Genomic DNA, 20,246 nt, shown 5'->3' with positions numbered 1-20,246 from the left:
GGACGGCCCGTCGTGGTGCGGGCGGCCGCCCGCGGCATGGCTCAGGCCAGGCCGGCGACCAGCTCGGAGACCGGCTTGCGGCGCCCGGTGTAGAAGGGCACCTCCTCGCGGACGTGCATCCGCGCCTCGGAGCCGCGCAGATGACGCATCAGGTCGACGATGCGGTAGAGGTCGTCGGCCTCGAAGGCCAGCACCCACTCGTAGTCGCCGAGCGAGAACGACGGCACGGTGTTGGCGCGCACGTCCGGGAAGCCGCGGGCCATCTTGCCGTGGTCGGCGAGCATCCGGCGGCGGTCCTCGTCGGGGAGGAGGTACCACTCGTAGGAGCGCACGAAGGGGTACACGCTCACGTAGTCGCGAGCCTGCTCGTCGGCCATGAAGGCCGGGATGTGCGACTTGTTGAACTCGGCGGGGCGGTGCAGCGCCATGTTCGACCACACCGGCTCCAACGCGCGGCCCAGCCGGGTGCGGCGGAAGAGGTTGTACGCCTCCTGGAGGGTGTCCGAGCTCTCCGAGTGCCACCAGATCATGACGTCGGCGTCGGCGCGCAGGCCGGACACGTCGTAGGTGCCGCGCACCACGACGTCCTTCGCGGCGAGCTGCGCGAACAGCTCGTCGACCTCGTCGGCGTAACCGCTGCGGTCCTCGGGGAGGACGTCACGCAGCTTGAAGACCGACCAGAGGGTGTAGCGGATGACCTCGTTGAGGTCCTTCGCCTTCTTGCCGGCGTTCGGGGCCTTCTCCGGGGCGGCGGCCTGGGGCTCGGATGCGGGGGTGGAAGCGTCTGTCATGCCGTCCATTCTCGCTCGCCCCCGGCGGCGCCCGGCGTCAGGGTGCCGAGGATCTCGTCGGCGGCGCGCCGCGCCGAGCCGACACAGGCCGGAATGCCGACGCCGTCGTAGACCGCGCCGCACACCCGCAGCGCGCCCGGCAGCTGCGCGAGGGCCGCGCGGATCCTGGCCACCCGGTCCAGATGGCCGACGGTGTACTGCGGCAGGCCGTCCTCCCAGCGGGTGACCGTACTCGCGACGGGCCGGGCGGCCAGCCCGACGGCCTCGCCGAGATCGGCCAGCGAGAGGTCGACCAGCTCGGCGTCATCCCGCTTGAGGTCGGCGTCGTCGCCGTACCTGCCGACGGAGGTGCGCAGCACGAACAGATCCGGGTCGGCGTCCCCGATCCAGCCCCATTTCTGGCCGGCGAAGGTCGAGGCCTTGATCCGGCGCCCGTCGACGGGCGGCACCAGGAAGCCGCTGCCGCCGGGCACCCGGCCGGTGTCGGAACGGCGGAACGCCATCGTGACCAGCGCCATCGAGGCGTAGGCGACGGTGTCCAGATCGGTGGCCGCGGCCGGGCAGTCGTGGCGCAGGATGCGGGCGGCCTCGCCCGCGGGGGCGGTCACGACGACCGCGTCCGCCTCGATCGACCGGCCGCCGACGCCGATGCGCCAGCCCTGGGCGCCGCGGCTGCGCAGCTCGTGCACGGCGCTGTGCAGCAGGATCTCGCCGCCGGCCGCGCGCACCGCGTCCGCGACGGCGCCGGGCAGGGTGCCGATCCCGCCGTCGATGCCCATGAAGACGGGCCCGTCGGGCGGTGCGGTGGCCGCGGCGCGGGCCTGGAGGGCGCGCACGCCCTCGACCAGCGAGCGCTCGGCGCGGGCGGCCTCGAAGAGCTGGGGGACGGCGGCGCGCATCGAGATGCGGTAGGCGTCGCCCGCGTACACCCCGCCGAGGAGGGGTTCGACGAGCCGGTCGACGACCTCGCGGCCGAGCCGGGCGGCGACATACGCGCCGACGGCGACGTCCTCGCCGGCCTCGGTCCGCGCCAGCGTCTCGTCCTCGGCGATCCGCTTCATGCCCTCCGGCGAGATCACGCCGGAGGCGGCGAGCAGCGCGAGGTCCCCGGGGACGCCCATGACATGGCCCTTGGGCATCGGGCGGAGCGCGTCGCGGGTCCACAGGGTGGCGCCGAGGGCCCGCGGCGGCTGCAGCCGGTCGCCGATACCGACGTCGCGCGCGAGCTGCACCGCCTCCGGCCGCCTGGCCAGCATCGACTCGGCACCGAGGTCGACGGGGACGCCCGCGATCGAGCCGGCGCGCAGCTTGCCGCCGAGCCGGCCCGACGCCTCCAGGACGGTCACCCGGGCGCCGCCTTCGAGCAGTCGGTGCGCCGCGGCGAGGCCGGAGATGCCGCCTCCGATGACGACGACGTGACCGATGCTGCCGGGCGCCCGGCCCGTACTGGTGTGCGCTGCGCTCATGCCCCCACTCTCTCAGAGCAGGCCGGGCGGTCCGCCCGGAGTCCTCCCTGGTTCCACCCCTGATCCGCCCCTGAGCCGTCCCCGGAGTCCTCCCGGAGTCCGGACCGTGACCGCATCGCGATCCCGGAACCGCAACCCGCACCCCGTCCGCGCCGTCGAAGGAGCAACACCGGCACACCACTTCGAGGGGGACGGCCATGGGACGGGTCATGCGGGGAGCAGGGCGGGCACGGGGCGTACGGCGCGCGGGAGCCGGGCGGGCGGCGAGGGGCGGGCGGGGCGCCGCGGCGGGGGTGCTGCTCGCCGCGTCGCTGGCGGTCGCCGGATGCGGCGCCACGAGCGACGACAGCGCGCGGAGCGCGTCGATGGCCGACCGGGGCGCGGCACCGGAGCGGGCGGCGAACGGCGCGCGGCAGAACGGCGGGGCCGCCCAGGAGGACGGCGCACCGAAGCCGGGCGGCACGGCGGGCGGCGGCAGGGCGGCGGACAACGGCACGGCGGCGAAGGCGGCGGCCTCCCGGATCATCCGGACCGCCACGGTCACCGTGGAGACCAAGGACGTGCCGACGGCGGTGGCCAGGGCGCGGGCGGCGGCGGACGGCGCGGGCGGCTACGTCGGCGACGAGACCACCGACCAGGACAGCGCGGGCCACGACAGGTCGCGGATCGTGCTGCGGGTGCCGCCCGAGGAGTACGACGCGGTGCTGTCCCGGCTGTCCCGGCTGGGCAAGCTCGTCTCCCGCGAGGTCTCGGCGAAGGACGTCACCGACCAGGTGGTGGACATCGACAGCCGCATCAGCTCGCAGCGGGCGAGCGTCACCCGGGTGCGGAAACTGATGGAGAAGGCCACGACGATCAGCGACATCGTCTCGCTGGAATCCGAACTGAACACCCGTGAGTCGAGCCTGGAGTCGCTAGAGGCGCAGCTGAAGTCGCTCAAGGAACGGACGGGGACGGCCACCGTCACGCTGGTCGTGCGCCGGCCGGATGCAGACCCGCCCCGGAAGCCGGAGGCCGACGGCCCGACGTCCTTCGGGGACGCGCTGGCCGGCGGCTGGCACGCCTTCACGGCGGCGGTGCGCTGGGTGCTGGTGGTGATCGGCGCGGTGCTGCCGTTCGCGGTGGCTGCGGGGCTGCTGTACACGCTGTGGCGGCTGGTCCGCGACCGGATCCCGGCGGCGCTGAGGTCCCGGCGCGGCCGCTCCGGCACCGCCGCTCCCCGGGTCCGTCGCCCATCCGGCACATCCGCGGAAGCCGGCGCCGCGGACGCGCCGGGCACCGCTGCGGCCGCTGCCACCGCCCCCGCCGCCCCGCGTACGGCGGACATTCCGCGGCCCTCCGGTGAGGCAGGCGGTGCGGCAACCGCCCCTCCCACCCCGGAAGGTGGCCGGGGAACCCGTTGACAGCCGGGGACGGCGGGCAAAGACTCGGGGCGGGCGGCAGCGATCTTCGCGCCGCCCGCCGACCGCCGAGCCGGGACAGCTGGTACAGCGAGTACAGCGAGGAAACTGCCTGATGACCGACCCACGCGTACGGGATGTCTACATCGTCGATGCGGTGCGCACCCCCGTCGGCAAATACGGCGGCGCGCTGGCCGGAATCCGGCCCGACGACCTCGCCGCCCATGTCGTGCGGGCCCTCGTGGACCGTACCCCCGAGCTCGATCCGGCCCGGATCGACGACGTCTGCTTCGGCGACGCGAACGGCGCGGGCGAGGACAACCGCAACGTCGCACGGATGGCGGTGCTCCTCGCGGGCCTGCCCGTCACCGTTCCCGGCGTCACCGTCAACCGTCTGTGCGGCTCCGGTCTTGAGGCGGTCATCCAGGCCGCCCGCGCCATCGCGCACGGCGACGCGCACATCGCGGTGGCGGGCGGCGTGGAGTCGATGAGCCGCGCGCCGTACGTCCTGCGCAAGCCCGAGCGGTCCTACCCCGCGGGCCATCAGGAGCTGTACAACTCCACTCTGGGCTGGCGGATGGTCAATCCGCGGATGCGCCCCGAGTGGACGGTCGCGCTGGGCGAGGGCGCCGAGCAGATCGCGGACCGGCACGGCATCACCCGCGAGCAGCAGGACGTGTTCGCGCTGGCCAGCCACCAAAAGGCGGTACGTGCCTGGCGGGAGGGCGCCTACGACGCGGAGGTCGTGCCGGTGCCCGGCGTGGAGCTCGCGCGGGACGAGACCATCCGGGAGAACTCCTCCTGGGAGTCGCTGTCCAAGCTGAACCCGGTGTTCCGTACGGCCGGCGGCACGGTCACCGCCGGGAATTCCTCGCCGCTCAACGACGGCGCGGCCGCGCTGCTGCTGGTCGACGAGGAGGGCCTGCGGGCCACCGGGCGCGAACCGCTGGCCCGTATCCGGGCGAGCGCGGTGACCGGCATCGAGCCGCAGCTGTTCGGCCTGGGCCCGGTGGAGGCCGTCCGGCGCGCGCTGGAGCGGTCCGGGCGCGGCTTCGGCGACGTGACGACGTTCGAGCTCAACGAGGCTTTCGCCGCGCAGGCGTTGGGCTGCATCGGGCAGTGGCCGGACCTCGACCCGCATCTGGTGAACCCGCGCGGCGGCGCCATCGCCATCGGCCATCCGCTGGGTGCGTCCGGCGCCCGCCTCGCGGGTTCGGTGGCCCATCAGCTCGCGGCCCTGGGCTCGGGCACCGGCCTCGCCGCCCTGTGCATCGGTGTCGGGCAGGGCCTCGCGCTGGTCCTGGAGCGCTGACGGCCGGGTCCGCCCCGGGCGGCGGGCCGCCGGGCCGGCCGCCCGGCGGTGCGGCCACCGGCACGTAACGTGGCGAGCCGCCCCTGGCCCGGCCCGGGGCGGCTGGACCGGACCCGTCGCCCTGCGACGGAACTCGACCGAAGGGGCGCGGTATGGCGGCGGAACGACTGGTGGTGGTCGGCGGCGATGCGACGGGCATGGCCGCCGCGTCACAGGCCCGCCGGCTGAGGAAGCCGGACGAGCTGGAGATCACCGCGTTCGAACGCGGCCATTTCACGTCGTACTCCGCCTGCGGCATCCCGTACTGGGTCGGCGGCGAGGTCGACGGGCCCGACGCCCTGATCGCCCGCGGCCCCGAGGAGCATCGCGCCCGCGACATCGATCTGCGGATGCGCACCGAGGTCACCGAACTCGACCTGGACCGCGGCCGGGTGCGCACCCGCGCCCTGGATGACGGCGGCCGCGAGTCCTGGACCGGCTTCGACAAGCTGGTGCTGGCCACCGGTGCCCGCCCGCGGCGCCCGGACCTCCCGGGCATCGACGCGCCGGGCGTGCACGGCGTGCAGACCCTCGACGACGGCCAGGCCCTGCTGGACACCCTCGCCGCCTCCCCCGGCCGCCGGGCCGTGGTCGTCGGCGCCGGCTACATCGGCGTCGAGATGGCCGAGGCGCTGATCCGGCGCGGCTATCAGGTCACCGTCCTGGACCGCGGCGAGCAGCCGATGTCCACCCTCGACCCGGACATGGGCGCTCTCGTGCACGACGCGATGTGCCGGATGGGTATCGAGACGGTGCGCGGCGCGTCCGTCACCGCCGTGCTGACGGACGCCGGCGGGCGGGCCCGCGCGGTCGCCACCGAGGACGGTGAATACCCGGCGGACGTGGTCGTGCTGGGCATGGGCGTCCGTCCGCAGACCGACCTCGCCGAGGCCGCGGGGCTGCCGCTGGGCGAGTCCGGCGGGCTGCTCACCGACCTCGCGATGCGGGTGCGCGGCCGGGAGAACATCTGGGCGGGCGGCGACTGCGTCGAGGTCTGGGACCTGGTCTCCGGACGTCACCGGCACATCGCGCTGGGCACCCACGCCAACAAGCACGGCCAGATCATCGGCGCCAACGTGGGAGGCGGCTATGCGACCTTCCCCGGCGTCGTCGGCACCGCCGTCAGCAAGGTCTGCGATCTGGAGATCGCCCGGACCGGCCTGCTGGAGCGCCATGCGCTAGCCGTCGGCCTGCGGTTCGTCACCGTCACCATCGAGTCCACCAACCACGCCGGCTATTACCCCGACGCCCGGCCGATGCACGTCAAGATGCTCGCCGAGCGCCGTACGGGCCGGCTGCTCGGCACCCAGATCGTCGGCCGCTCGGGCGCCGGGAAGCGGGTCGACATCGCGGCGGTCGCCCTCACCGCCGGTATGACGGTGGAGCAGATGACCGCCCTCGACCTCGGCTACGCCCCGCCGTTCTCCCCGGTCTGGGACCCGGTCCTGGTGGCGGCCCGCAAGGCGACGGCGGCGGTACGGGCCGCGGGGGCCTGACTCCCGTCAGGCCCCTTACGGGGGCTCAGGCCGTCTGCTCGTGCACGTACTCGACGAGGCGGGTCAGCGCCTCCGGGTCGGTGTCCGGCAGCACGCCGTGGCCGAGGTTGAAGATGTGGCCCTCCAGGCCGGCGGCCGCGTCCAGGACCTCACGGGCCTTGGTCTCGACGGCCTCACGGGGGGCGAAGAGGACGGCGGGGTCGATGTTGCCCTGCAGGGCCTTGCCGCCGCCGACGCGCCGCGCCGCCTCGTCCATCGGGATCCGCCAGTCGACGCCGACGACATCCGCGCCCGCCTCGCCCATCAGTCCCAGCAGCTCGCCGGTGCCGACGCCGAAGTGGATACGGGGCACGCCGAGGCCGGCGACCGCGTCGAAGACCTTGGTGGAGGCGGGCATCACGGCACGGCGGTAGTCGGCGGGCGAGAGCGCGCCGACCCAGGAGTCGAAGAGCTGCACGGCGCTCGCGCCGGCCTCGATCTGGACCTTGAGGAAGGCCGCGGTGATGTCGGCGAGGCGGTCCAGCAGGTCGGCCCACAGCTGCGGGTCGCCGTACATGAGCGCCTTGGTGTGCTCGTGGTTGCGGGACGGGCCGCCCTCGACGAGGTAGCTGGCGAGGGTGAAGGGCGCGCCGGCGAAACCGATCAGGGGGGTGGGGCCCAGCTCGCGCACGAGCATGCCGATGGCCTCGGTGACGTAGGAGACGTCGCCGGGCTCCAGCAGGCGCAGCCGCTCCAGGTCGGCGCGGGTGCGGATCGGCTTCTCGACGACCGGGCCGATGCCGGGCTTGATGTCGAGGTCGATACCGATGGCCTTGAGGGGGACGACGATGTCGCTGAAGTAGATGGCGGCGTCGACGTTGTGCCGGCGGACCGGCTGCAGGGTGATCTCGGTGACGAGCTCGGGCCGCATGCAGGAGTCGAGCATCGCGATGCCCTCGCGGACCTTGCGGTACTCGGGCAGTGAGCGCCCCGCCTGGCGCATGAACCACACCGGCGTGTGCGGCACCGGCTCACGCCTGCAGGCCTTGAGGAAGGCCGAGTCGTACGTACCGGTCTGCTGCTGGCCCATGGGCCTGTCGTTGGCGCTCACGCGGCAAATCTTCGCATGCGCACGAGGACGCCTCCGAATGGGCGACGCGCGCACCGGGTGTCCTCCCCGTATGCGAGCCCGGTTCCGCCTAATCTTCCGGGCATGGCTGCGGCTCACGAACACCTCGCGGACAGCGCGGACGAGACCCCGATCCCCTTCCGTAAGGCGGTCGAGGCGCTCCGCGCTGCCCGGCTTCGGCCGGAGATCGAAATCGACCCGACGCCGGCTCCGAAACGGCTGGCCCCGTTCGCGTACGCGCTGGAGGCGGCGGTCGTCGAACACGGCGCGGGCCCCGACGGCACGGAGAAGGATCTGGCGGACGGGCGGCTGGTGCTGCTCCACGACCCTGCCGGACACGACGCCTGGCAGGGCACCTTCCGCGTGGTGACGCTGGCGCGGGCGGAGCTGGAGCCGGAGATGGGCACCGATCCGCTGCTGCCGGAGGTGTCGTGGTCGTGGCTCACGGGTGCGCTGGAGGCCCGTGGGGTGCGCTACGGCGAGGCCAGCGGCACGGTGACCCGGGCCGGGTCGTACTACTTCGGCGGGCTCGCGTCGCGGGAGCCCGCGACGCAGATCGAGATCCGGGCGTCATGGACGCCCGCCGAGGCCCCTGGCGGTGTTCCGGATGTGGCGGCGCATCTGTCGGCGTGGTGCGATCTGCTGTGCCAGGTGGCGGGGCTGCCGCCGGCCACCCTCGACACGGCGCCGCGCGGCGGTGTCGTTCCGCTGCCCCAGCGCCGCGGTCCACATCCGCGCTGACGATCAGCTCCCACGCCCGGTCCGGCAGCTGCCGGGCCGGGCGTTTCCGTGCGCGCCGCCGGCCGCGGTACGAGGGACGTCTCTTGATCACCTGGGTGTGCACTCCGGCTCACCTATGATCGATCACGCATCCGATTTGCCCGAATTGCACCTAACTAAATCGTGATCAAACTCTAAAGTCCCGTGGGATTGCTGCCGAAGAGGTCAGTGACCCTTCAAACACGGAACAATCCGACGCTTCCGAGTCGGCTTCCGTCCGCCACTCCCCTCAGGAGGCCCGGTGTCTGTTCTCCTCGAGCAACCTTCGAGCCTGGTCGCCTACCGCCCGAACAAGCCGACGGCCATGGTCGTCGTGGCCGACCCTCGCGTCCGCTCCACCGTCACCCGCCATCTGTGGGCGCTCGGAGTGCGTGACGTGATCGAGGCGTCGTCCATCGCGGAGGCCCGTCCCCGCGTCGGCAACCCGCGCGACATCTGCGTTGCCGACGTCCACCTTCCAGACGGCTCCGGCCTCACGCTGCTCTCCGAGACGCGGGCCGCCGGCTGGCCCAACGGACTCGCCCTGTCCGCTGCCGACGACATCGGCGCCGTACGAAATGCCCTCGCGGGCGGCGTCAAGGGCTATGTCGTCACCGGCACCCGTACCAACCTCGGCCTGCCCGGCCGTCCGGGCGCGGCGCCCATCGGCGCCAACGCCGCCCGTATGCAGCGTCGGCCTCCGGGTGCCCCCGGGCACCCCGGCGGCTACCGCGAGCTGTCGGGACGTGAGGTCGAGGTGCTGCGGCTGGTGGCGGAGGGCCAGTCCAACAAGGCCATCGGCGTTTCGATGGGACTGTCGGCACTGACCGTCAAGAGCCACCTCGCCCGCATCGCACGCAAGCTCGGAACCGGTGACCGGGCCGGGATGGTGGCGGTCGCCCTGCGCACCGGCATCATCCACTGACCCCGCATTTCACCGCCGCCCGCCCGTCGAGGGAACGTTCCCTCGACGGGCGGCGTGCATACACAGATACCCTTGACTGGTGACCGACGCCCAAAACACCGCAGCAGAGACGACACTGCGAGCAGCCGGAGACTCGCCTCCGGACCCAGGACCGGCGCCGGTACCCCTACTGGAACCCCGCGAAGGCATCCCGCCGGTGACCGCCACCGACGAGGCGCTCGCCGAGGTCGTGGCGGCTTTTGCCGCCGGCAGCGGCCCCGTCGCCGTCGACGCCGAACGCGCCTCCGGCTACCGCTACGGCCAGCGCGCCTATCTCGTGCAGCTGCGCCGCGAGGGCGCCGGCAGCGTGCTGATCGACCCCGTCGGCTGTCCCGACCTCTCCTCGCTCGACGCCGCCATCGGCGACGCCGAGTGGGTGCTGCACGCCGCCACCCAGGACCTGCCGTGCCTGCGTGACATAGGGATGCGTCCGACGAGGCTCTTCGACACCGAGCTGGCCGGCCGGCTGGCCGGCTTCCCGCGGGTCGGTCTCGGCGCGATGGTCGAGAACGTCCTCGGCTTCGCGCTGGAGAAGGGGCACTCGGCCGTCGACTGGTCCACCCGCCCGCTGCCCGAGCCGTGGCTGCGCTACGCCGCGCTCGACGTCGAGCTTCTGGTGGATCTGCGCGACGCCCTGGAGGAGGAGCTGGACCGGCAGGGGAAGCTGGCCTGGGCCCAGGAGGAGTTCGCGGCCATCGCCGCCGCTCCCCCGGCACCGCCCCGCAAGGACCCCTGGCGCCGCACCTCCGGCATGCACAAGGTCCGCAGACGCCGCCAGATGGCCGTCGTGCGCGAGCTGTGGACGGCGCGCGACCAGGTGGCCCAGAAGCGGGACGTCTCGCCCGGCAAGGTGCTCGGTGACGGCGCGATCGTGGAGGCGGCGCTGAATCTGCCGGTGAACAGCCACGCGCTGGCCGCGCTGCCGGGCTTCGGCCACCGCATGGGCCGCCGTCAGCTGGAGCAGTGGCAGGCCGCCGTGGACCGGGCGCGGGCGCTGCCCGACACCGAGCTGCCGCAGCCCGGCCAGCCGCTCAACGGCCCCCCGCCGCCCCGCTCCTGGGCCGACAAGGACCCGGCCGCCGCGGCCCGGCTGTCGGCCGCCCGCGGCGCGGTGACGACGCTCGCCGAGAGCCTGCATCTCCCGCAGGAGAACCTCATCACGCCGGACACGGTGCGCCGGCTGTGCTGGGAGCCGCCGGCCGAGCCGACGCTCGATTCGGTCGCCGAGGTGCTCGCGGGCCACGGCGCCCGCCGCTGGCAGATCGAGCAGGTCGCGCCGATCCTCACCGAGGCACTGCTGACGGACGCCGAATGACGTACGCCCGCTGAGCGCTTTCCGGCGGTCCCAGGGGGACCGCCGGGCGCGCCCGCGGTCAGTCCGTGTCGATGTGCTCGCGCAGGATCTTCTTGTTGGTGGCGTCGATGTCGAAGGTCGTCTTGTTCCAGTCGCCGCTGGTCACGACGTCGACGGACCACTCCGGCTTGCCGCTGCCGTTCCGGCCGTTCTCGTTGCCGGGGCTGGGGCTGGCGCTTGTCGGGGGCGCGCTGCTCGGGGACGCACTGCTGGGACTCGCGCTGCTGGGACTCGCACTGCTGGGGCTCGCGCTCGCCGCGTCGTCCGCCTGGTCCAGCTCGATGGCGGTGACGGTTCCCTGCTGCTTCGCCAGGGCCGTCTGGGCGGCCTGCTGAGCCGTCACGGTCGTCGCCTTGAGCAGGGCGGCCAGCTCGCTCTTGTCGTCCGCGTCGTCATCGGTGTCGGCACTCGGCTGGCCGGCCTTGCCGGACACCGCGTCCACACGCACCGTGCTCGCGGTGCCGTCGGCCTTCGCCACCCGGACCTCCCAGAACGGGTCGCCGCCGTTGTCATCGTCGTCGAGGTCGAGGGAGACCACCTTCGTGCCGGGTACGGCCTTGAGTGCGGCGTCCAGGGCCTTGTCGTAGGAGATCTTGATCTTCGGGATGAGGGCCTTGCGCTGCGCCTGGTCCTCGGTCAGCGCGCCGAAGCTGGCGCTCGGGGACGCACTGCCGCTCGGGGACGCGGCGCGCGCGGCGGAGGCCGCCGGCGAGGCGGGCACCGCCCGCTCCTCCTGTGCGCTCCCGCTGTCGCCTCCGCAGCCCGCCAGCAGCGCGCCCGCGGTGGCGACGGCGCAGACCATGCCGAGGGTCCGCGGACCCGCCGGGCCACTCCACTTGTTCCGGTTGCTCCCGCCGATCCGCTCACTCCGTGTCACGACACCACTCCTCTTTGTATCCATATGGGTACTTTAGGGGGGAGATGAGGTGTTCACACCTGCGACCGACGGAGACCTTCACGGTGTGACGTTCACCGCTCCGGCCGGTGGGGGTGTGCAGCCTGGTTACCCGTAAGTAGCATGTGGGTTGTGAAGCGTCCCCCGGGGCGCCCCGCAGCAGTGCCATCCCGCACCTGGAGGAGAGCCAACGTGCCTCGTACCGCTAGGGACGTCGTCTTCGTCGACGGCGTCCGCACCCCGTTCGGCAAGGCGGGCCCGAAGGGCATCTACCACGAGACCCGCGCCGACGACCTGGTCGTCAAGTGCATCCGGGAGCTGCTGCGCCGCAACCCGGATCTCGACCCGGCACGGATCGACGAGGTAGCCCTCGCCGCGACCACCCAGATCGGCGACCAGGGCCTGACCCTGGGCCGTACCGCCGGCATCCTGGCGGGCCTCCCGCAGTCCGTGCCCGGCTTCTCCATCGACCGCATGTGCGCCGGCGCGATGACCGCCGTGACGAGCATGGCCGGCGGCGTCGCCTTCGGTGCGTACGACATCGCCCTCGCCGGTGGCGTCGAGCACATGGGCCGCCACCCCATGGGTGAGGGCGTCGACCCCAACCCGCGTTTCGTGTCGGAGAAGCTGGTCGACCAGTCCGCCCTGTTCATGGGCATGACGGCGGAGAACCTGCACGACCGCCTGCCGCACCTCACCAAGGAGCGCGCCGACGCCTACGCGGTGCGCAGCCAGGAGAAGGCCGCCAAGGCCTACGCCAACGGCCAGGTCCAGGCCGACCTGGTCCCGATCTCGGTGCGCCGCACCAACGCCGAGGCCGGCGAGACCGGCTGGGGCCTGGCGACCTCGGACGAGCCGATGCGGCCGGGCACCACGCTGGAGAACCTCTCCGGCCTCAAGACCCCGTTCCGCCCGCACGGCCGGGTGACCGCGGGCAACGCCGCCGGTCTCAACGACGGCGCGACCGCCTCGCTGATCGCCGCCGAGGACGTGGCGCGCGAGCTGGGCCTGCCGGTCAAGATGCGCCTGGTGGACTTCGCGTTCGCCGGTGTGGAGCCCGAGGTCATGGGCATCGGCCCGGTCCCGGCGACCGAAAAGGCGCTGGCCAAGGCCGGTCTGACGATCGATGACATCGGTCTGTTCGAGATCAACGAGGCCTTCGCGGTGCAGGTGCTCTCGCTCCTGGACCACTACGGCATCGCGGACGACGACCCGCGCGTCAACCAGTACGGCGGCGCGATCGCGTTCGGCCACCCGCTCGCCTCCTCCGGTGTGCGACTGATGACGCAGCTGGCGCGGCAGTTCGAGGAGCAGCCGCACGTCCGCTACGGCATCACCTCCATGTGCGTCGGCTTCGGCATGGGTGGAACGGTCATCTGGGAGAACCCGCACTTCGAAGGGGCAGGCAAGTGAGCACCACTACTGAGCTGTTGAAGGGTGCGGCAGAGCTGTTCCCCGACGAGGTCGTGACCCAGGCGCACGTACGCCACCTCGACCTGCCCCAGGGCGCGGGCACGTTCGCGCTCATCACGCTGGACAACGGCCTGGACCACACCAAGCCGACCACCTTCGGCCCGCAGTCGCTGGCGAACCTCGACGCGGCCGTCGACCAGGTGGAGAAGGAGGCCGCGGCCGGCGACATCGTCGGTGTCGGCATCACCGGCAAGCCGTTCATCTTCGCGGTCGGCGCCGACCTCAAGGGCGTCGAGCTGCTCAAGAAGCACGACGACGCACTGGCCATCGGCAAGGGCGGCCACGACGTCTTCAAGCGTCTGTCGGGCCTGGCCGTGCCGACGTTCGCGTACTACAACGGCGCCGCGATGGGCGGTGGCGTCGAGGTCGGTCTGCACTGCACCTACCGCACCGTCTCCAAGGCGCTGCCGGCGTTCTCGCTGCCCGAGGTCTTCCTCGGTCTCGTACCGGGCTGGGGCGGCTGTGTGCTGCTGCCCAACCTGATCGGTGCGGACCGCGCGGTCTCCGTCGTCATCGAGAACTCGCTGAACCAGAACAAGCAGCTCAAGGGCAAGCAGGTCTTCGAGCTCGGGATCGCCGACGCGCTCTTCGAGGGCGCGGACTTCCTGGAGCAGTCGCTGATCTGGACCGCCTCGGTGCTGAAGGGCGACACCACGGTCGAGCGGGCCGAGATCGACCGCGGTGCGGCCTGGGACGAGGCCGTGGCCCGCGGCAAGGCCGTCGCCGACGGCAAGGTGCACGGCGCGGCCCCCGCCGCCTACCGCGCGCTGGACATCATCGCCGCCGCCAAGAACGGTGATCTCCAGCAGGGCTTCGACGCCGAGGACCAGGCGCTCGCCGACCTGATCATGGGTGGCGAACTCCGCAGCGGCATCTACGCGTTCAACCTCGTGCAGAAGCGCGCCAAGCGTCCGGCCGGCGCGCCGGACAAGAAGCTGGCGCGCCCGGTCACCAAGGTGGGCGTCGTCGGCGCCGGCCTGATGGCCTCGCAGCTGGCGCTGCTCTTCGCCCGTCGCCTGGAGGTCCCGGTCGTCCTCACGGACATCGACCAGGCCCGGGTCGACAAGGGCGTGGAGTACGTCCACGGCGAGATCGACAAGCTGCTGCTCAAGGGCCGGGTCAATCAGGACAAGGCGAACCGCCTCAAGGGCCTGGTCTCGGGCCACCTCGACAAGGCGACCGCCTTCGGTGACGCGGACTTCATCATCGAGGCCGTCTTCGAGGAGATGGGCGTCAAGCAGAAGGTGTTCGCCGAGCTGGAGGCGGTCGTCCCGGCGCACGCGATCCTGGCGACCAACACCTCCTCGCTGTCGGTCACCGAGATGGCGTCGAAGCTCAAGAACCCCGAGCGGGTCGTGGGCTTCCACTTCTTCAACCCGGTCGCGATCCTTCCGCTGCTGGAGATCGTGCGCGCGCAGAAGACCGACGACGCGTCGCTGGCGACCGCCTTCTCGGTGGCCAAGTCCCTGAAGAAGACGGCCGTGCTGACGAAGGACGCCCCGGCGTTCGTCGTCAACCGCATCCTGACCCGCTTCATGGGCGAGATCCAGAACGTCATCGACGAGGGCACCCCGGTCGACGTCGCCGAGAAGGCCATCGAGCCGCTCGGCCTGCCGATGTCGCCTCTCGTGCTCCTGGAGCTGGTCGGCCCGGCGATCGGTCTGCACGTCTCGGAGACGCTGCACGGCGCCTTCCCGGACCGCTTCACCGTCTCGCCGAACCTCGCCGCGGTCGTCAAGGCCGGCAAGCGCGGCTTCTACGTCTACGACTCCGGCAAGCCGGAGCTGGACCCCGAGGTTGCCGCCCTCCTCGTGCAGGGCGACTCCGTCCTGACGGAGGAGCAGGTCCGTGACCGCGTCCTGGACGCCGTCGCGCAGGAGATCGGCCTGATGCTGGACGAGGGTGTCGTCGCCGAGGCCCAGGACATCGACCTGTGCCTGATCACCGGCGCCGGCTGGCCCTTCCACCTGGGCGGCATCACGCCGTACCTGGACCGCGCGGGTGTCTCCGAGCGGGTGACGGGCAAGAAGTTCCTGGCTCCGGGCGTGGCGAGCATTCCCGCCTGAGCGCTTCATTGATGGACGGATGCGCGGGCCGGCTCGGCGGAGCCGGCCCGCGCATCCGTGCGTTCGGCGCCCCGAAGGCACCGGCGGGCAGCCGTGGGAGGGTGACCGCATGGATGCCTTGGTGATCGTCGATGCCGCGAATGTCGTCGGATCGGTTCCGGACGGCTGGTGGCGCGACCGGCACGGCGCGGCGGAACGGCTGCGTGACGCGCTGCCCCGCTACGCCGCCGACGGGCTTGACGGGCTCCTCGAACCGCCCCTGGAGGTGGTCCTCGTGGTGGAGGGCGCGGCGCGCGGGGTGACGTCCGTCGCGGGCGTACGGGTGGAGTCCGCGCGCGGCAGCGGCGACGACCGCATCGTGGAGCTGGTGGCCGACGAGGGCCACGGCCGGCAGTGCCTGGTGGTCACCGCGGACCGCGGGCTGCGCGAGCGCGTCGAGGCGCTGGGCGCCCGGGTGACGGGGCCGCGGGCCGTGTGGGGCGGCGGGCGCGAGGGCGGCCCAGGGCGCCGGGGGCACGGCGGCTGACCCGGCAGGTCCCGTGGGCTGTGCGGTTTTGCCGGGTGTCGGGCGATTTCAGCGGTGATCACCGCGTGATCCACCACTCGGCACCCAAGGCACCGAATACGCGGAAGATTCCGACATCGCATGCCATTCGGCGCCCACGCCCGCCGGATGGCCTATCGAACCGATCGGACCGTTAATTCGGATATTCCCTTCGAGACCCGCGGCCTGTCCGGCACATAAGCCCCTCCGGTCCGCGTACGTCGGACAAAGTCGCACGTCACAGCAGTTGTGAGGAGAATGTGCCGACCGGAAAAAAGGCGATCACAAGTTTGCCGGGCGCCCCGCCTGCGTGATTGCATCGTACGAGTGTGCAGTCGTCAATTCCGGCTTCGGAGTTCGGAGGCCGGACGCTTGCTGCGCCCAGTTGCATTCTTTTCCCTCGCCACCCGCCCGGCGTGAATTCCCTTAGCCCCAGGCGCATTAAAGGAAGGCCCCCCATGCGTAACGACGTCACCTCCGCCCTCGCCACCGGCGAGATCTCCGACAGCGAGCTGGACAACATCTCCGGTGGCCTGGCCGCCGGTGCCGGTGGCGGTGCGCACATCAGCGCCGCCGGCCTGAACGTCGACGCCACGCTCGGTGCGCACGTGTCCCTCGCCCCGGGCCAGGCGCAGCTCTCCGGCATCGTCGCGGTGCACGCCGCCGGCGCCTGAGCGCCGCCCCGAACGACCGACGGACCCCGGAACCTGATGGTTCCGGGGTCCGCGTGCGTGCAACGGCGGTGTCAGCCCTTCCGGTTCGCCCGCGTCCGCATGCCGAGGCGGCTGTGCGAGCGTCCGTACACGAAGTAGACGGCGAAGCCGACGACCATCCACACCGCGAACCGCAGCCAGGTCTCGGCGGGCAGATTGAGCATCAGCCACAGCGACGCGAGGACGGACAGCAGCGGGACCAGCGGGACCAGCGGGGTGCGGAAGGCGCGCGGCAGGTCCGGGCGGGAGCGGCGCAGGATGACGACGCCGATGGCGACGACGACGAACGCGAACAGGGTGCCGATGTTGACCAGTTCGGCGAGTTCGTCGATCGAGGTGAATCCCGCGACGACGGCGACGATGCCGCCGAGCAGGACGGTCGAGCGGTAGGGAGTGCCGAACTTCGGGTGCACCCGGGAGAAGAACTGCGGCAGCAGCCCGTCGCGGCTCATCGCGAAGAAGACCCGGCTCTGGCCGAGCAGCAGGATCATGCAGACCGAGGTCAGGCCGACGGCGGCGCCGAAGCTGATGATGCCGGCGTAGAACGGGTGCCCGAGCTCCTTGAAGGCGTCGGCGAGCGGGGCGTCGGTGGAGAGTTCGGTGTATTTCTGCATGCCGGTGACGACGATGGAGACGGCGACGTAGAGGATCGTGCAGATGGCGAGCGAGCCGAGGATGCCGCGCGGCACATCGCGCTGCGGATTGCGGGTCTCCTCGGCGGCGGTCGCCACGATGTCGAAGCCGATGAAGGCGAAGAAGACCACGGCGGCGGCGGCGAAGATGCCCATCACGCCGAAGTTCGACGGGGTGAAACCGAAGATCAGCTGGGAGAGCGTCGCCTCCAGCCCGCTGCTGCCCTCGTTGGGCCGGCTGGGCGGGATGAACGGCTCGTAGTTGGAGCCGGTGAGGAAGAAGGCGCCCGCGACCACGACGAGCAGCACGACGGTCACCTTGATGGCGACGATCGCCGCCGTCACCCGCGAGGACAGCTTGACGCCGAGCACGAGGATGCCGGTGAGCACCAGCACGAGCACGCACGCGAGCAGGTCGAAGCCGAACTTGCCGTCGTGGGTGCCGGACAGCGCGTCCGGCAGTTGCGTTCCCGCGGTGTCCAGCAGCGAGCGGATATAGCCGGACCAGCCGACCGCGACCACCGCACAGCCCAGGGCCAGCTCCAGGACCAGGTCCCAGCCGATGATCCAGGCGGGGAATTCACCGAGCGAGGCATACGAGAAGGTGTAGGCGGAGCCCGCGACCGGGACGGTGGAGGCGAACTCCGCGTAACACAGCGCCGCCAGCGCGCAGACCACTCCGGCGACGACGAAGGCGAGGGCGACGGCGGGCCCCGCCTGCTCCTTGGCGATCTTGCCGGTGAGGACGAAGATGCCGGTCCCGATGACGACACCGACACCGAACACCGTCAGGTCGAGCACCGAGAGGGTCTTCTTCAGCGCGTGCTCGGGCTCCTCCGTGTCCTCGATCGACTGCTCTACGGTCTTCGTCCGGAACACGCCGCGATCCCGGCGCGAATCCTGTGGTGTGCCGTGCTCTGTGCCCATGGGCGACCCTCCGCCTGATGACCCTCGCAAGTTCTCCTGAACTGACCGAGTCTCGGCAATGACGCGAAGCGGCCGCGGGCGGCGGGCCTTCACGCGGCCGGGATTCACCCGATGGGGTGCGGCCGCGGATATGCCGACGGGCCGGCCGGAACACCCGTACGGGTGACCGGCCGGCCCGTCGCCGGTGTGCCGCGGCTCAGTCGCGGGCGACCTCGGCCGGACGGCCCGCGGCCTTGCTGTCCGCGGTCTGCGCGGTGTCCGCGGCCTCCGTGGCCTCTGCCGCCTCGTCGATGGAGGTCCCCCCGGCCGACCGGAACTGGGACTGGGGGAGGCCGTCGATCCGGGCGACGAGACCCGTCACCTGGCGGGCGATGTCCGGAGCGGTGAGCCCGATCTCCGCCATGACCTCCTTGCGGGTGGCGTGGTCGAGGAACTGCTCGGGGATGCCGAAGTCCCGCAGCGGGAGGTCCACACCGGCGTCCCGCAGCGCCTGGGCGACGGCCGAACCGACGCCGCCCGTACGGATGTTGTCCTCGACGGTGACGACCACCCGGTGCTTGGCGGCCAGACCCGGCAGCGCCGCGTCGACCGGCTTGACCCAGCGCGGGTCGACGACGGTGGTGGAGATGCCCTGCTTGTCGAGCAGGCCCGCGATCTCCAGGCACATCGGCGCCAGCGCACCGACCGACACCAGCAGCACGTCCGGCCGCTTGACGGAGGCGTCGGGCGCGCGCAGCACGTCCATGCCGCCGACCTGTCCGACCGCCTCGACGGCCGGGCCGACCGCGCCCTTGGAGTACCGCACCACGGTCGGCGCGTCGTCGACCTCGACGGCCTCGCGCAACTGGGCGCGTACCTGGTCGGCGTCGCGCGGCGCGGCGATCCGCAGGCCGGGCACGATCTGCAGCAGCGACATGTCCCACATGCCGTTGTGCGAGGCGCCGTCGGTGCCGGTGACACCGGAGCGGTCCAGGACGAAGGTGACCCCGCACTTGTGCAGCGCGACATCCATCAGGACCTGGTCGAAGGCGCGGTTGAGGAACGTCGCGTACAGCGCGAAGACCGGGTGCAGACCGCCGGTCGCCAGGCCCGCGGCCGATACCGCGCCGTGCTGCTCGGCGATGCCGACGTCGTAGACCCGGTCGGGGAACGCCTTGGCGAACTTGTTCAGGCCGACGGGCTGCAGCATCGCGGCGGTGATCGCCACGATGTCCTCGCGCTCGCGGCCGAGCTTGACCATCTCCTCGCCGAAGACGGACGTCCAGTCGGCGCCCGACGCGGCGACCGGCAGACCCGTGTCCGGGTGGATGACGCCGACGGCGTGGAAGTGGTCCGCCTCGTCCTCCAGGGCGGGGCGGTAGCCGCGGCCCTTCTCGGTGAGGCAGTGCACGATGACCGGGCCGCCGAAGCCCTTGGCGCGCTGCAGCGCGGACTCCATGGCCTCCAGGTCGTGGCCGTCGATCGGGCCGACGTACTTCAGGCCCAGGTCCTCGAACATGCCCTGCGGCGCGATGAAGTCCTTCAGGCCCTTCTTGGCGCCGTGCAGCGTCTCGTAGAGGGGCTTGCCGACGACCGGGGTGCGCTCCAGGAGGTCCTTGCCGCGGGCGAGGAACCGCTCGTAGCCGTCGGTGGTGCGCAGCGTCGCGAGGTGGTCGGCGAGGCCGCCGATCGTCGGGGAGTAGGAGCGCTCGTTGTCGTTGACGACGATGACGAGGGGGCGGTCCTTGGCGGCGGCGATGTTGTTCAGCGCCTCCCAGGCCATGCCGCCGGTCAGCGCGCCGTCCCCGATCACGGCGACGACGTGGTCGTCCTTGCCGCGCACCTGGTTGGCCTTGGCGAGGCCGTCGGCCCAGCCCAGCACCGTCGAGGCGTGGCTGTTCTCGATGACGTCGTGCTCGGACTCGGCGCGCGAGGGGTAACCCGACAGGCCGCCCTTGGTGCGCAGTCCCGCGAAGTCCTGGCGGCCGGTGAGCAGCTTGTGGACGTAGGACTGGTGCCCGGTGTCGAAGAGGACCCGGTCCCGCGGGGAGTGGAAGACGCGGTGCAGGGCGATGGTCAGTTCGACCACGCCCAGGTTGGGGCCGAGGTGTCCGCCGGTCTTGGAGACCGCGTCGACGAGGAAGGTACGGATCTCCCCCGCGAGCTGCTGGAGCTGCTCCGGTCCCAGCCGGTCCAGATCGCGCGGTCCCTTGATGCGGTTCAGCAACGCCTCTGCGTTGCCCGCCACCACCCCGGACTGGCGCTCTTCGCGCGGCACCTTCTGCACGCTGCCTCCTTGCTGTCGAACCCCGAACAGGTCGGTCGCCG

The 20,246-nt window shown here is 72.2% G+C and carries 16 protein-coding genes; 10 read left to right on the top strand and 6 right to left on the bottom strand.

The annotated features are described in order from the left end of the window. Positions 1–41 precede the first annotated feature (41 nt). Together hemQ and hemG are read right to left on the bottom strand one after the other, a co-directional pair. Positions 42–800 (bottom strand): hydrogen peroxide-dependent heme synthase, encoded by a 759-nt coding sequence (gene hemQ / locus ACIRQ7_RS21415; RefSeq protein WP_403668376.1) that lies wholly within the window; start codon positions 798–800, stop codon positions 42–44. Beyond that, positions 788–2,257, bottom strand: coding sequence for a protoporphyrinogen oxidase (hemG, locus tag ACIRQ7_RS21410; protein ID WP_404264385.1), 1,470 nt, complete (start codon positions 2,255–2,257; stop codon positions 788–790). The genes hemQ and hemG overlap by 13 nt, the downstream gene beginning before the upstream one ends. A 197-nt stretch (positions 2,258–2,454) precedes the next feature. Here hemG and ACIRQ7_RS21405 point away from each other — a divergent pair, with 197 nt between their 5' ends. The 3 genes from ACIRQ7_RS21405 (at position 2,455) to ACIRQ7_RS21395 (ending at position 6,504) form a co-directional block, all read left to right on the top strand. Further along, complete coding sequence (locus ACIRQ7_RS21405; RefSeq protein WP_404264382.1) at positions 2,455–3,660, top strand: DUF4349 domain-containing protein; 1,206 nt, start codon at positions 2,455–2,457, stop codon at positions 3,658–3,660. A 112-nt stretch (positions 3,661–3,772) separates the two neighbouring features. Continuing rightward, the gene (locus ACIRQ7_RS21400) at positions 3,773–4,969 is read left to right on the top strand and encodes a thiolase family protein (protein WP_404264380.1); all 1,197 of its coding nucleotides are present in this window, start codon (positions 3,773–3,775) and stop codon (positions 4,967–4,969) included. A 152-nt stretch (positions 4,970–5,121) separates the two neighbouring features. After that, complete coding sequence (locus tag ACIRQ7_RS21395) at positions 5,122–6,504, top strand: FAD-dependent oxidoreductase (RefSeq protein ID WP_404264378.1); 1,383 nt, start codon at positions 5,122–5,124, stop codon at positions 6,502–6,504. Between the two features lie 25 nt (positions 6,505–6,529). On the opposite strand, the gene hemE is transcribed toward ACIRQ7_RS21395, so the two are convergent. Next, entirely contained in the window at positions 6,530–7,594 is a 1,065-nt protein-coding gene (hemE, locus tag ACIRQ7_RS21390; protein WP_401470855.1) for a uroporphyrinogen decarboxylase, read from the bottom strand. A gap of 102 nt (positions 7,595–7,696) precedes the next feature. Here hemE and ACIRQ7_RS21385 point away from each other — a divergent pair, with 102 nt between their 5' ends. The 3 genes from ACIRQ7_RS21385 to ACIRQ7_RS21375 all read left to right on the top strand — a co-directional run bounded on the left by ACIRQ7_RS21385 (position 7,697) and on the right by ACIRQ7_RS21375 (position 10,650). Further along, positions 7,697–8,353, top strand: a complete 657-nt coding sequence (locus ACIRQ7_RS21385) for a DUF3000 domain-containing protein (RefSeq protein ID WP_401470858.1) — start codon at positions 7,697–7,699, stop codon at positions 8,351–8,353. A gap of 280 nt (positions 8,354–8,633) precedes the next feature. Continuing rightward, on the top strand, positions 8,634–9,296 hold the full coding sequence (locus tag ACIRQ7_RS21380) for a response regulator transcription factor (RefSeq protein ID WP_016573641.1): 663 nt from the start codon (positions 8,634–8,636) through the stop codon (positions 9,294–9,296). 79 nt (positions 9,297–9,375) lie between these two features. After that, positions 9,376–10,650 carry an HRDC domain-containing protein gene (locus ACIRQ7_RS21375; RefSeq protein WP_401470861.1) on the top strand — a complete coding sequence of 425 codons (1,275 nt, stop codon included), beginning with the start codon at positions 9,376–9,378 and terminating at the stop codon, positions 10,648–10,650. Between the two features lie 58 nt (positions 10,651–10,708). On the opposite strand, the gene ACIRQ7_RS21370 is transcribed toward ACIRQ7_RS21375, so the two are convergent. Beyond that, positions 10,709–11,566 carry a PepSY domain-containing protein gene (locus ACIRQ7_RS21370; RefSeq protein ID WP_404264375.1) on the bottom strand — a complete coding sequence of 286 codons (858 nt, stop codon included), beginning with the start codon at positions 11,564–11,566 and terminating at the stop codon, positions 10,709–10,711. A gap of 210 nt (positions 11,567–11,776) precedes the next feature. Here ACIRQ7_RS21370 and ACIRQ7_RS21365 point away from each other — a divergent pair, with 210 nt between their 5' ends. From ACIRQ7_RS21365 to ACIRQ7_RS21350, 4 genes are all read left to right on the top strand, one after another. Then, positions 11,777–12,997 carry a thiolase family protein gene (locus ACIRQ7_RS21365; RefSeq protein WP_401470867.1) on the top strand — a complete coding sequence of 407 codons (1,221 nt, stop codon included), beginning with the start codon at positions 11,777–11,779 and terminating at the stop codon, positions 12,995–12,997. Beyond that, on the top strand, positions 12,994–15,123 hold the full coding sequence (locus ACIRQ7_RS21360; protein ID WP_404264373.1) for a 3-hydroxyacyl-CoA dehydrogenase NAD-binding domain-containing protein: 2,130 nt from the start codon (positions 12,994–12,996) through the stop codon (positions 15,121–15,123). Before ACIRQ7_RS21365 ends, ACIRQ7_RS21360 begins: the two co-directional genes overlap by 4 nt. Positions 15,124–15,232: 109 nt before the next feature. Next, positions 15,233–15,649, top strand: coding sequence for an NTP pyrophosphohydrolase (locus ACIRQ7_RS21355; protein WP_404264372.1), 417 nt, complete (start codon positions 15,233–15,235; stop codon positions 15,647–15,649). Positions 15,650–16,125: 476 nt separating this feature from the next. Next, positions 16,126–16,341 (top strand): hypothetical protein, encoded by a 216-nt coding sequence (locus tag ACIRQ7_RS21350; protein ID WP_401470876.1) that lies wholly within the window; start codon positions 16,126–16,128, stop codon positions 16,339–16,341. A 71-nt stretch (positions 16,342–16,412) separates the two neighbouring features. Here ACIRQ7_RS21350 and ACIRQ7_RS21345 read toward each other — a convergent pair whose 3' ends face one another. Both ACIRQ7_RS21345 and dxs read right to left on the bottom strand, forming a co-directional pair. Then, on the bottom strand, positions 16,413–17,939 hold the full coding sequence (locus ACIRQ7_RS21345; RefSeq protein WP_404264370.1) for an amino acid permease: 1,527 nt from the start codon (positions 17,937–17,939) through the stop codon (positions 16,413–16,415). Positions 17,940–18,135: 196 nt separating this feature from the next. Beyond that, the gene (dxs, locus tag ACIRQ7_RS21340) at positions 18,136–20,205 is read right to left on the bottom strand and encodes a 1-deoxy-D-xylulose-5-phosphate synthase (RefSeq protein ID WP_404264368.1); all 2,070 of its coding nucleotides are present in this window, start codon (positions 20,203–20,205) and stop codon (positions 18,136–18,138) included. Positions 20,206–20,246 lie beyond the last annotated feature (41 nt).

Source organism: Streptomyces sp. NPDC101393, from assembly GCF_044767385.1.
Classification (GTDB): Bacteria; Actinomycetota; Actinomycetes; order Streptomycetales; family Streptomycetaceae; genus Streptomyces.
Note: the sequence above shows the minus strand (reverse complement) of the source record. Positions and strands in the feature narration are given on the sequence as shown.

Excerpts from the sequence above, each read along its gene's own strand:
- hemQ (WP_403668376.1), bottom strand. The coding sequence starts at position 800 with ATGGACGGCATGACAGACGCTTCCACCCCCGCATCCGAGCCCCAGGCC.
- hemG (WP_404264385.1), bottom strand. The coding sequence starts at position 2,257 with ATGAGCGCAGCGCACACCAGTACGGGCCGGGCGCCCGGCAGCATCGGT.
- ACIRQ7_RS21405 (WP_404264382.1), top strand. The coding sequence starts at position 2,455 with ATGGGACGGGTCATGCGGGGAGCAGGGCGGGCACGGGGCGTACGGCGC.
- ACIRQ7_RS21400 (WP_404264380.1), top strand. The coding sequence starts at position 3,773 with ATGACCGACCCACGCGTACGGGATGTCTACATCGTCGATGCGGTGCGC.
- ACIRQ7_RS21395 (WP_404264378.1), top strand. The coding sequence starts at position 5,122 with ATGGCGGCGGAACGACTGGTGGTGGTCGGCGGCGATGCGACGGGCATG.
- ACIRQ7_RS21385 (WP_401470858.1), top strand. The coding sequence starts at position 7,697 with ATGGCTGCGGCTCACGAACACCTCGCGGACAGCGCGGACGAGACCCCG.
- ACIRQ7_RS21355 (WP_404264372.1), top strand. The coding sequence starts at position 15,233 with ATGGATGCCTTGGTGATCGTCGATGCCGCGAATGTCGTCGGATCGGTT.
- ACIRQ7_RS21350 (WP_401470876.1), top strand. The coding sequence starts at position 16,126 with ATGCGTAACGACGTCACCTCCGCCCTCGCCACCGGCGAGATCTCCGAC.
- ACIRQ7_RS21345 (WP_404264370.1), bottom strand. The coding sequence starts at position 17,939 with ATGGGCACAGAGCACGGCACACCACAGGATTCGCGCCGGGATCGCGGC.